Genomic DNA, 11,049 nt, shown 5'->3' with positions numbered 1-11,049 from the left:
GCTATCCTCTTGACAGAGATTGCAGAAAGTCGAGAAGATCTTTAAAAGAAGGACAACAAGTGGCACAAAGTTCTAAATTTAGCTTTTGGGCTAGTTCAAGATTCATGTTGGTACTATAACGGGGTTTTCTATTTTCACCGATTGACAATTTGATCAATTCTTCTTTCGGTTTGATAATTAGGTGAGGGTTTGGGTGAGCTTTTCCCTTGCCTCGTCCCACATATTTAACAACTTCTGGATCAGACCAAAACCAAGCCTCTAATTCTTCTATTGGGATGCAGATATATTTCCTGATACCATTAATATTAGAACAGCTTAATTCCAAGTGATCTCGCAATCGTTTTTCATCGTTAAGAGAGTTATTCTTGGGATTACGATCTAAATCATGAACAATGATAAAAGCATCACATCCTTCCCTTGTCATCACTTTAAGTTTTGCTGACAGTTTTCTCTTTAATGTACTAGAGGATTTAGATGCCCAAGATTTTGTCCTAGTATTTGTCCCCAGCACGCGATGGATAATTTGACGAAACACATCGCAGTCCGTCTCATCTTCGGCAATTATGGCGATCAAGTTACTACTCATCGAGAATACCACTGTAAATCCAGTCTCCTAAATCTCCTTCTTCACAGAGGTACTCGACAACTTTTTCAATCTCTCCTTCTTCTAGTTTCCTAACACTTGTCCGTCCCTGGTTACGATAAACTAAGCTAATATTTTCTGGCTTTGTCCAAGCTACTACTTGTGGTGAATGAGTTGATATAATTAAATTTTCATCCCAAGTATAGGATTTAATTTCATTTAATAATTTTGCTAACATTGCGGGATGTATTTGTGTTTCTGGCTCCTCAATTATGGTTGTTGCATTAGGATGGTGAGCAATTATTTCGATCAGAATTGATAAAACTCGCAAGGTGCCATCGGAGAGTAATCCAATATTGACTCCATCTAATAATACTGAAGCGATGTACTCTTCGTCTTTATCTTGGCCTGTCTGTCCAGAATGCTCACTCAAAACGAACTTCTGCACAGTGATTTTCTTGGCAAGTCTTATTCGTTGACAAACATTTTCTAGTTCATCAAAATCATCCGTACCCACCCAACGAAATATTCTCCGAGCTAGAGTATCTGCTAGATCAAATCGACTGGCAGAAATCTTCTTACTTGTCACCTTTAATAAAGAAGGCTGTCGTCTTGATGTGCGACGGATAGGAGCTTTGCCAAGAAGACGAATCCCTTTTAAAATAGCATAAACCCACTGCATTTCTGGAGGTAAATTTAGCGATGAATTTCCAGGTATATTTGACTGTCGCAGCGAGGTAGTATTGCCAAGAATAGCAAATATTGGCTCACCATTATTATTAAAGCTTGTTAGTCCAAATTCGGTTTTCCAGAGAAGTTCTTGATCTCCATCAATATACTGACAATAATCATTCCAAGAAAAGGAATTTTCCAAGGAATTATCGTTAGTGGTATCATCTATGTCTGTATCTAGATCGTCCATAGAAAAGGGGATGATTAGCTCATACCTGTATCCTAAGCGCCGGTTAGTCGGTGTTAGAATTTCAACCTGCAAAATTGAGGGAATGCTATCACTATCAATCATCCGAGAGCCGATCGATCTACCGATAGCACAGGATGAGATGGCTTCAAATCCTTCTAGGATAGCGGATTTCCCCGCACCGTTTCTCCCCACTAATACCCCAACTTGGTTAACTAGGGATAGGGAAACTGGACCACCTAGCACACCCCAACCATCGAGGGTAAAAGATAATAGTCTAGGCTGGTTCATATTAAAACAATTCTAGTTTTTGGGACCATACAGGGCTTTATTAGTTAATTATATCCAATCTATCTGATCTTCCCTCAGTTTTCTGGGCTGGTGGCTGGCGATCGCATCTGAAGACCACTTTTAGCAGTTTTTCCCTCGATAATTTAGGATAAAATAAAAATGCGATCAAGAGTTAATACTATGGCCCGATCAGCAGCTCGAGAATCGATGATAATTGAGATTAATGATCCCTTAACTCCAGCGAAAACTATTAACCTGATTTTCCCAGCTCAAAAATTCCCCAAAAATGCTTAATCCTCTCCTCTGGCAAAGTGCCAATCCCCACCCCGATAATCTGGAGAATTTCCAAATTATTAGCCAATGGTGGCAAGATTTAAATCTTAAGGAAGTCTTCTGGCAACAGCGTTTAATTCCCGATACTGGCTCTCTGGAAGATATTAATTGGGAGCAGCAAGGTTTTGATGAAAAGTTTAGCCTCCAAATGCCCCAAATTCGCGGGATTACCCTCTATTGGCATAAATCTACTTTTGCTGACGAAAGAAGCATGACACCTAAACAATTAATTTTAGATCGGGAACGGGAGCAATTAGACATTTATCCCCAATCCCAAGCTAGTTTAGTTATTCGGGTGACGAAACCCCATCTAGTTTATCAAAAATTCGAGCTAAAAAATCCTCTCCTAGTCGGCAAAAAAGCGGAAAGTGAATATATTTTACTGATCAGGGATAAAGAACAGAAAATAGAAGTTAAAATTAATCTCAGTCCTGAAAATTATCGGCAATTTCTAGAAACCATGACTGAGGAGCAATAATGTGGCAGGGAAACCTAGAACTAATTTACACGCAAAAAAATCTCGCAACCCAGATTAATCACGTCTATGCTACCGCCCCTTTAAAAGTACAAAGACCTTTTTATCCCGAGGGAAAAAACCTTTGTCACACGGTGATTTTACACACTGCGGGGGGAATAGTTGGGGGTGATGTTCTTCAACAAAAAATTCATCTCCAAGCCGCTACTAATGCCCTGATTACCACTGCTTCTGCTGGAAAAGTTTACCAGAGTAATGGTCAGATGGCACAGCAATTAATCGAGATTAAAATCGATGACAATGCCGGTTTAGAATGGCTACCCCAAGAAACAATTATCTTTAATGGTGCAGCATTTCGCCAACATTTACGAGTGGATTTAGGGGAAAATAGCAGTTGGTTGGGATGGGAAATTACCCGTTTTGGTCGCAGTGCGCGAGGCGAGAAATTTTTAGCGGGAGAATGGCATTCTAATTGGGAAATTTGGCGATCAGGACAACCTTTATGGCTCGATCGATCCTTCCTGTTGGGTGGTAAAATGATCGAGGGATTTTCTGGTTTAAATGATAGCGCCCTGATCGGTACTTTAGTTTATATCGGTCAACCGGTGGGCAGAAATTTAATTGAGAAAGTGAGAGATTTTTCCCTAGAAGGAGAGATGGGAGTTACTAGCACTTTAGGAGATGGTCTTTTATGTCGTTATCGGGGTAATTCTAGCGGTGAAGTGCGACAATGGTTTCAGCAGGTTTGGCAAATTTTAAGGCGAGAAATGAGCGATCGAGAGGCAATTATTCCGCGAGTTTGGTTATCTTGGTAAAGGCGGTCAATTTTAATTTTCTCAAGTCACTTGAATGCCTGTATCGGTGATTGGGGCTATCCAAAATTGTAGATCGGGAGCGACGAGAATTTCCCGGGCCTCTTTAACGATAGTTTCCGCCACTTCTTGAGATGAACAGAGAGTAAAAACCGTCGGGCCAGAGCCTGACATCATCGTTCCCAAGCCGCCTAAATCGCCCAGAACCTGTCTTAACTCGGCTACGAGGGGAAATTCGGGTAAAACCACCTTTTCGAGGTCATTGTGGATAAATTTGCCGATAGCGGCTGGTTTTTTCTGGGCGATCGCTTGTACCAAAGCCCCGGAACTCACCTGCTGACGGCGGTGATGAAATTCCTCTGGAGAAGACAGATAGGTATCCTGAAATTTTTGCCGATAGCTTTGGTAGGCCCAGGGTGTAGAAACGGATAAATGATCGTATTTGGCTAAAATCACCCATAATCCAGTGAGAGGAGCGATCGGATCGAGAATTTCTCCCCTTCCCGTACAGATAACCGTTCCTCCTGTCACACAAAAGGAAGTATCGGAACCCAATCTTGCCGCTAAAGTTTCTAATTCCGGACGGGTTAAACCTAATTCCCAGATTAAATCGATACCGACTAACACCGCCGCCGCGTTGGTGGACCCCCCCGCTAAACCGGCAGCCACGGGAATATATTTCTCGATGGTGATATCGATACCGCCGTAATTGGCAAAGAGACGGGGGAATTCCTTCGCCATCAAAGTGGCGGCCCGATGGGCGAGATTACTGCTATCTTGGGGGACGAGGGGATGAGAGCAAAAGAGGCGGAATTCCTGCAATCCGTTGGGCCGGAGAGTGATGCGATCGCATAATTCCACCGTCTGCATCACCATGACTAACTCGTGGAAACCATCAGGGCGATCGCCAACGATTTCTAGATATAAGTTAATTTTAGCGGGGGCTAGAAGGGTATAACTGTGCATTTGTCAAGGAAAAAAATCTAAAATTTTGGCAATTGACCTAATTTTTCCGCCAAGTCAATCCATTGCGATAAACTGAGATCTTCGGCGCGAGCGAGGGGATTAATTTCTAATTGTGTCAGGATTTGGATTAATCGATCGCTATCTAGACAATTTTTTAGATTATTGCGTAACATTTTGCGCCGGTTGGCAAAACCAAGGCTAACTAAAGTGGACAAAAAGGCCGCATTACTGACATTATTCGGCAAAACACGGGGTAAAAGCTGAATTACCGCCGAATCCACCCGGGGAGGTGGGGAAAAAGCCCGCCGGGGGACATCACAAATCCATTGACAATCGGCAAGGTATTGAATGCGGACGCTGAGAGCGCTGTAAGCTTTGGTGGAGGGGACAGCGACTAATCTTTCGGCGACTTCTTTCTGGACTAAGAGGGTAATACTCTGGTAAGGGGGAGTGCAGGGATGGGCGATCGAACCGAGGAGCTTTTCGAGGATCGGGCCAGTGATATTATAGGGAATATTAGCCACTACCTTATTAACTGGCGGCAGTTGCTCGGGTTTAAGGGTAAGAAAGTCCCCTGGGATGAGATGAAAGTTATCTTGTTGGCCAAATTTTTTATTTAAAATTGTCCATAGATCTCGATCGATTTCTACAGCGACAACCAATTGAGCGCCATCGAGAAGACGACGGGTTAAAATGCCTGTACCAGGGCCGATTTCTAATACCCGATCCTCTGATTGTAAATTAGCAGCGCCGATGATGCGATCGAGTATCGATTCATCTTTTAACCAATGTTGTCCAAAACGTTTACGCGGTTGAATTTTCATAGCTCTATTTTAAAATCAGAGGGTTGTCCTCGACAATAACACCCCTGAAAATATAGGCCATGCGATCGATAACCGCATCAATTATCATAGAGCCTAGACAAAGATAGCAAAAAAATTAGAGACAATGTCAGATTTGAACGATGTTTTCGCAATTGTAGCCGGAGCGGTTCCGGGGGCGTTATCTCGTTATTATATTACCGAATGGACAAAAGCAAAATTCGGCTTGCGCTTTCCATCTGGAACCTTTATTATTAATTTAACTGGCTGTCTAGCTATCGGCTTTTTTTGGGCTATTTTACCCAGTGTTCCCTTTTATTCCCACGCACTAGATTTAATGGTTAGAACGGGATTTTTAGGAGCTTATACCACCTTTTCTACCTATAGTTTAGATATCTTGACCCTCTGGCGCAATCAGCAAAATTTTCTCAGTCTTTTTTTTGCCGTTGCTAGTATAATTTTCGGATTGATTGCCGTGAGAATCGGGGCAGCTATTGCCCAATTTTTTCTAGGTTAAGTAGGTAGGCGTTAAAAACTATCAGATGCCCCCCTTATCAAGGGGGGATTAAGGGGGGATCGAACCTAAAATCCATTTTTAATTTAATTATAATCAGCTACTTAATTCTCCAATTTATTGACTATTGAAGGGCAGGAGAGACAGCATGAATTTTTTCAGGGGACGTTATAGTTTATTCGTGGCGATTGGGGCTATTTTTGGGGCTTTGAGTCGTTTTTATATCGGAGAATTAATTGACAGTATTTTCGGTCAAGAATGGGGATTTTTGGGGACATTTTTTGTTAATGTTTCTGGTTGTTTAATTATTGCCTATATTTTTACTATGGTTAGGGAAAATATTCGCATAATTGCCCCAGAATTAGGATTGATGATTGCCACGGGTTTTTGTGGTTCCTATACAACTTTTTCCACCTATAGTTTGGAGGTCAACAAGTTTTTAGAGCAGGGAAACGTGACTTTCGGTTTAATTTACTGGTTGGGCAGTGTTCTTGGGGGGATGATTGCGCTTAAAATTGGAGTTATTTTAGCAAGAACAGGTTTTCCTAGATGAATTATTAAGGGCGCAAAAATAGATAAATATCTAAGCACAATTGAGACCATCTTTTTCCTTTCCTACTCAGTGTTAATAAGTAATGTCTCCATTGGTTTGAAACCAATCGATGGCATCGGCTAAAGCTTGTCTAATCGGCGATTGGGGTAAGCCTAGTTCTTGCACTGCCTTCGAGGAATCGTAGTACATGGACTGTTTTGACATTTTCACGCCATCAAGGGGTATAGAGGGGGATTTTCCGAGGACAGGAAGAACTTTTTCATCTAACCAAGATATTAGTAAAGGAATCCAAAAAGGTAAAACAATTTTCGGGGCATTTATGCTGGTAATTTCGGCTAATTCTGTCAACAAAGTTTTTAAAGAAGTGTTTTGATGACCTAAAATATATCTTTCGCCAGTTCTGCCCTTTTCTAAAGCTAATAAATGTCCCCAAGCCACATCGCGCACATCAATTAGATTTAATCCCGTATTCACATAAGCGGGCATTTTTCGCCGCAAAAAACGGAGAATAATGTCGCTGGTGGGTGTAGGCTTGATATCAAATGCTCCTATGGGCGTACTAGGATTAACTATAACGATGTCCTGTCCTCTTTGTACTGCTTTGAATGCCTCCTGTTCTGCCCAATACTTCGATTTTTTATAATAACCCACTAATTGATGGGCGGGACTTTGATAAGTTTCATCGACACTTTCACCCTTTTTACCTACTCCAATAGCCGCCACAGAACTGGTATAAACTATTCTGGTAATTCCCGCTAAATGCGCCGATTCCAGGACATTTCTTGTACCTAAAACATTGTTTTGGTAGAGTTGATATCTATCCTTTTTCCAGAGAGAATAGTGTGCCGCTACATGAAAAAAAACTTCGCATCCGACCATTAATTTCAATAAGTTCTCATCATTTAAATTACCCCAGACAATTTCGAGATCTAAACCCCACAAATTTCTGAGATTACTCTGGGGACGGACGAGGACGCGCACTTGGTAGCCTTCGACTAAAAGCAATCGCACCAAATTCGCCCCGATAAAACCTGTTCCACCCGTCACAAAAGCACGCATTGCTCAAACTTTCCCCTATTTTTGCTTCCTATCGGTAACTGACATTTAATCACCTTAACTTCATCATTACTATACCTTAATCTTAGTCAAGATTTAAGCTTTTCTTGATACAATTTCAGGGCGGGTTATCTTAGACTAAGAGCAGTCGATTTTTAGTAAAAACACTCCTATGAATCCATCTCCAGAGTCAACTTTTGTTTGTCCGATTATCATCGAAGACGACAGAACAGGATTAGACACAGAAACTATCCGACGGGCTTTAAGGGATAATTTACTCTATATTCAAGGTAAATTACCGGAATTAGCCAGCAAAAACGATCTTTACCTGGCCCTAGCCTATACAGTCCGCGATCGTTTATTACAGCGTTGGTTAACCACCCAACAAACCTATCTAAAAAAAGATGTCAGAACCGTTTGTTATCTCTCGGCCGAATTTTTAGTCGGTCCCCATTTGGCTAATAATTTAATTAATCTCGGTATCTACGAACAGGTGGAGAAAGCTGTCAGCGAATCGGGATTAAAACTAGAAGAATTAATTGCCCAAGAAGAAGAACCGGGGTTAGGAAATGGTGGTTTAGGTCGTTTAGCGGCCTGTTATTTAGATTCCCTTTCTACCCTAGAAATTCCCGCTATTGGTTACGGTATTCGCTACGAATTTGGTATCTTTGATCAAAGAATTCACGACGGTTGGCAGGTGGAAATAACCGATAAGTGGTTACAGTATGGAAATCCCTGGGAAATTGCCCGACCGGAAGCGGGAGTAGAGGTAAAATTTGGCGGTTATACCGAATCCTATACCGACGAAAATGGTAATTATCGCAGTCGTTGGATTCCCGATTATGTAGTCAAAGGAATTCCCTACGATACCCCAATTCTCGGCTATCGAGTTAACACCGCTAATACCATGCGTCTCTGGAAATCAGAAGCTTGTGAATCTTTTGATTTTGGTCGCTTTAATCGCGGCGATTATTATGGTGCGGTGGATAATAAAGTTCACTCGGAAAATATCAGTAAAGTTCTCTATCCGAACGATGAACCAATTCAAGGCAAAGAACTACGTTTAGAACAGCAATATTTCTTTGTTTCCTGTTCCCTACAGGATATGATTCGTATTCACTTGTACGAGAACCCCAGTCTCGATAATTTTCATCAAAAATGGTCGGTACAATTGAATGATACTCACCCTTCCGTCGGTGTGGCCGAGTTAATGCGCTTGTTAATTGATGTGCATCATTTCGATTGGGATAAAGCTTGGTTTATTACTCAAAATACCTTCGCCTATACCAATCATACTCTTTTGCCAGAAGCTTTAGAAAAATGGCCTTTGAGTATTTTTGGTCGTCTTTTACCCCGATTAATGGAAATTATCTACGAAATTAACTATCGTTTCTTGGATAAAATTCGCATTATTTATCCCCATGATGATGGCAAAATGTCCCGTTTATCTATAATCGATGAAAGCGGCGAAAAATATGTCCGTATGGCTCACCTTGCCTGTGTGGGTTCCCAGGCAATTAATGGGGTGGCAGCCCTCCATACAGAATTACTGAAAAAAGATGTTCTGCGCGATTTCTATGAACTCTTTCCCGAAAAATTTAGCAACAAAACCAATGGAGTTACTCCCCGGCGCTGGATAGTTTCTAGTAATCCCCGCTTGACTTTTGCGATTACAGAAAAAATCGGCGAAAGTTGGATTAATCATCTGGAGGATTTACGCAGTTTAGAAAACTATGTCGATGATGGGGTATTTCGGGACTATTGGCGACAGATTAAATACGATATTAAGGCAGATTTAGCCAATTATATCGATAAAAAAGTCGGCATTAAAGTTGATCCTAGTACCCTCTTTGATGTGCAGGTAAAACGCATTCACGAATATAAACGGCAACATCTCAACGTTTTACATATCGTCACTCTCTATCATCGCCTCAAAAATAATCCCAATCTAGATATTACACCCCGTACTTTTATTTTTGGTGGTAAGGCAGCCCCGGGTTATTTTATGGCGAAATTAATCATTAAATTGATTAATTCTGTGGCAGAAGTGATCGACAATGATCCGACGATTGGAGGACGTTTAAAAGTGGTTTTTCTGCCCGATTATAATGTCACCTTCGGTCAACGGGTTTATCCGGCTGCCGACTTGTCCGAACAAATTTCCACGGCCGGGAAAGAAGCTTCGGGAACCGGTAATATGAAATTCTCCATGAATGGGGCCTTAACTATCGGCACTCTCGATGGGGCAAATATCGAAATTCGTGAAGAGGTGGGGGCAGAAAATTTCTTTCTTTTTGGCTTGACAACCGAGGAGGTTTATGCTAAGAAAGCCCAGGGTTATAATCCCCAAGAATACTATTACCATAACGAAGAATTGCGGGCAGTATTAGACCTCATTGGTTCGGGATTTTTTAGCCGGGGTGATAGTAGTTTATTCCGTCCGCTTGTGGATAATCTTATCTACGATGATCCCTATATGTTACTGGCTGATTATCAGTCCTATATCGACTGTCAGGAGGGTGTCGGTCGCGCCTATCAAGATCAAGAACATTGGAGTCGTTTAGCGATTCTTAATGTGGCCCGCATGGGGAAATTCTCTAGCGATCGATCGATTCGGGAATACTGCGAGGAAATCTGGCGGGTACAACCGGTAAAGATTGAATTACCCGATTATATTCAAGCTAATGCCGGTTTATCGGTAAATTAGAACCAATCTAGGCAGTAGGAGCCTGTTTATTCATCCTACTGCCCACAGGTTAACTGTCCTTGGGCGACCCTAATACGGACTTTTACGGGATTGACGGGGCTCGAACCCGCAACTTCCGCCGTGACAGGGCGGTGCTCTAACCAATTGAACTACAATCCCATTTTTGCTACAATTCCAATTGTAACTTCATCATCAGGGTTATGTCAAGCACCTCTGGGAAAATTTTTTTTGAGGGAGTGGGGAGAGAGGAGATGGGGAGAGGGGGGAAACAATTCATAACTGGGTTGTTAAAGTTGGATTGGGAGTTAATCGTACTATTGATCAAAAACGGATTTGCTATACTTCCAACGGTCAAAATGCGAGTTTTTGCGGCTCTTCTCGACTTTGTATGATAATCAGTGCTGATCATTCCTAGTAGTCTTGCTAGGCAAGGATTTGAAGACTATAGTTCTGGAAAATTATCCCTGACAGGGGGACAAGCGAGCTAGAAACCTTGCCAACAAAGGCTTATGGCTTCTCTCACTAGAAATAGATCTAGCAATTCTAGGCAAAAAGCTAACGAAAGAACTAGGGATAGGGGCCAGCTTACTAGGAATTATTATTAATAAGTGAGAGATGGTGCGGCAAACTTTGTCGAGCTAAAACAATGAAAAGCTTACGATATATGGATTTCAGCCTTCTTGTCCCCCTGTCAGAAATTATCCCTATTCTTCTTCCTTCCACACAGAAACGAAAAGAGCCGTTAGTTAAAGCCAAAAAATCCCAATCAAGTCAATCAGGAAAAATGTAAAGAATTATCAAAAAAAGTCCTTGGGCTAACACCCGCAGCAAAGACTTTGAGCTAGAATCTAGTTGTGGACAGACTAAGAAGGAGGTTTCTAAGTACCTAGGCAAAATTAATTACATACTCGCCTCCAAAATTGTCCAGCACTTTTTTAACGTAAGCGAGGAGGCTCTTTCGGTCTTTATAGGCGCTAAATTCAATCCATTCATATTTTAAAAATCTCCATAATATTTCA

Annotated in this window: 10 protein-coding genes, 1 tRNA gene and 1 pseudogene; 5 read left to right on the top strand and 7 right to left on the bottom strand. The window is 41.7% G+C overall.

Annotated features, from left to right (window positions below):
* Position 1: 1 nt before the first annotated feature.
* Together O9323_RS04540 and O9323_RS04535 are read right to left on the bottom strand one after the other, a co-directional pair.
* The gene (locus O9323_RS04540; RefSeq protein WP_002751824.1) at positions 2-586 is read right to left on the bottom strand and encodes a DUF4276 family protein; all 585 of its coding nucleotides are present in this window, start codon (positions 584-586) and stop codon (positions 2-4) included.
* Complete coding sequence (locus O9323_RS04535; RefSeq protein WP_002751823.1) at positions 579-1,793, bottom strand: AAA family ATPase; 1,215 nt, start codon at positions 1,791-1,793, stop codon at positions 579-581. The genes O9323_RS04540 and O9323_RS04535 overlap by 8 nt, the downstream gene beginning before the upstream one ends.
* A 286-nt stretch (positions 1,794-2,079) precedes the next feature.
* Here O9323_RS04535 and O9323_RS04530 point away from each other — a divergent pair, with 286 nt between their 5' ends.
* Both O9323_RS04530 and O9323_RS04525 read left to right on the top strand, forming a co-directional pair.
* The gene (locus tag O9323_RS04530; protein WP_149107500.1) at positions 2,080-2,604 is read left to right on the top strand and encodes a hypothetical protein; all 525 of its coding nucleotides are present in this window, start codon (positions 2,080-2,082) and stop codon (positions 2,602-2,604) included.
* Positions 2,604-3,416, top strand: a complete 813-nt coding sequence (locus O9323_RS04525) for an urease accessory protein UreD (RefSeq protein WP_002751820.1) — start codon at positions 2,604-2,606, stop codon at positions 3,414-3,416. Before O9323_RS04530 ends, O9323_RS04525 begins: the two co-directional genes overlap by 1 nt.
* A gap of 21 nt (positions 3,417-3,437) precedes the next feature.
* Here O9323_RS04525 and ispE read toward each other — a convergent pair whose 3' ends face one another.
* Both ispE and rsmA read right to left on the bottom strand, forming a co-directional pair.
* Complete coding sequence (gene ispE / locus O9323_RS04520; protein WP_288124753.1) at positions 3,438-4,379, bottom strand: 4-(cytidine 5'-diphospho)-2-C-methyl-D-erythritol kinase; 942 nt, start codon at positions 4,377-4,379, stop codon at positions 3,438-3,440.
* Positions 4,380-4,396: 17 nt separating this feature from the next.
* On the bottom strand, positions 4,397-5,203 hold the full coding sequence (gene rsmA, locus O9323_RS04515) for a 16S rRNA (adenine(1518)-N(6)/adenine(1519)-N(6))-dimethyltransferase RsmA (protein ID WP_024968769.1): 807 nt from the start codon (positions 5,201-5,203) through the stop codon (positions 4,397-4,399).
* Between the two features lie 124 nt (positions 5,204-5,327).
* Between rsmA and crcB (O9323_RS04510) the strand changes: the two genes are divergently transcribed.
* Positions 5,328-5,717, top strand: a complete 390-nt coding sequence (gene crcB / locus O9323_RS04510) for a fluoride efflux transporter CrcB (RefSeq protein WP_002751817.1) — start codon at positions 5,328-5,330, stop codon at positions 5,715-5,717.
* A 145-nt stretch (positions 5,718-5,862) separates the two neighbouring features.
* Positions 5,863-6,267 (top strand): fluoride efflux transporter CrcB, encoded by a 405-nt coding sequence (gene crcB / locus O9323_RS04505; protein ID WP_002777844.1) that lies wholly within the window; start codon positions 5,863-5,865, stop codon positions 6,265-6,267.
* A 72-nt stretch (positions 6,268-6,339) separates the two neighbouring features.
* Here crcB (O9323_RS04505) and hpnA read toward each other — a convergent pair whose 3' ends face one another.
* Positions 6,340-7,326: a hopanoid-associated sugar epimerase gene (gene hpnA, locus O9323_RS04500; RefSeq protein ID WP_288124752.1), complete on the bottom strand. Its 987-nt coding sequence runs from the start codon at positions 7,324-7,326 to the stop codon at positions 6,340-6,342.
* Positions 7,327-7,495: 169 nt separating this feature from the next.
* Between hpnA and O9323_RS04495 the strand changes: the two genes are divergently transcribed.
* Positions 7,496-10,030, top strand: coding sequence for a glycogen/starch/alpha-glucan phosphorylase (locus O9323_RS04495; RefSeq protein ID WP_288124751.1), 2,535 nt, complete (start codon positions 7,496-7,498; stop codon positions 10,028-10,030).
* 85 nt (positions 10,031-10,115) lie between these two features.
* Here the strand turns inward: O9323_RS04495 and O9323_RS04490 are convergent.
* Positions 10,116-10,189 (bottom strand) — tRNA-Asp (locus O9323_RS04490).
* A gap of 727 nt (positions 10,190-10,916) precedes the next feature.
* A pseudogene (locus O9323_RS04485) lies at positions 10,917-11,049 on the bottom strand (IS630-like element ISMae24 family transposase); the annotation flags it as partial.

Source organism: Microcystis sp. LE19-131.1A, from assembly GCF_027532015.1.
GTDB lineage: Bacteria > Cyanobacteriota > Cyanobacteriia > Cyanobacteriales > Microcystaceae > Microcystis > Microcystis ichthyoblabe_A.
The sequence above is the reverse complement of the archived record's forward strand: the minus strand, read 5'-3'. Positions and strand labels throughout refer to the sequence as shown.

What these genes read in the sequence shown, in the direction of transcription:
- O9323_RS04540 (WP_002751824.1), bottom strand. Translation starts at nt 586, where the DNA reads ATGAGTAGTAACTTGATCGCCATAATTGCCGAAGATGAGACGGACTGC.
- O9323_RS04535 (WP_002751823.1), bottom strand. Translation starts at nt 1,793, where the DNA reads ATGAACCAGCCTAGACTATTATCTTTTACCCTCGATGGTTGGGGTGTG.
- O9323_RS04530 (WP_149107500.1), top strand. Translation starts at nt 2,080, where the DNA reads ATGCTTAATCCTCTCCTCTGGCAAAGTGCCAATCCCCACCCCGATAAT.
- O9323_RS04525 (WP_002751820.1), top strand. Translation starts at nt 2,604, where the DNA reads ATGTGGCAGGGAAACCTAGAACTAATTTACACGCAAAAAAATCTCGCA.
- ispE (WP_288124753.1), bottom strand. Translation starts at nt 4,379, where the DNA reads ATGCACAGTTATACCCTTCTAGCCCCCGCTAAAATTAACTTATATCTA.
- rsmA (WP_024968769.1), bottom strand. Translation starts at nt 5,203, where the DNA reads ATGAAAATTCAACCGCGTAAACGTTTTGGACAACATTGGTTAAAAGAT.
- crcB (WP_002751817.1), top strand. Translation starts at nt 5,328, where the DNA reads ATGTCAGATTTGAACGATGTTTTCGCAATTGTAGCCGGAGCGGTTCCG.
- crcB (WP_002777844.1), top strand. Translation starts at nt 5,863, where the DNA reads ATGAATTTTTTCAGGGGACGTTATAGTTTATTCGTGGCGATTGGGGCT.
- hpnA (WP_288124752.1), bottom strand. Translation starts at nt 7,326, where the DNA reads ATGCGTGCTTTTGTGACGGGTGGAACAGGTTTTATCGGGGCGAATTTG.
- O9323_RS04495 (WP_288124751.1), top strand. Translation starts at nt 7,496, where the DNA reads ATGAATCCATCTCCAGAGTCAACTTTTGTTTGTCCGATTATCATCGAA.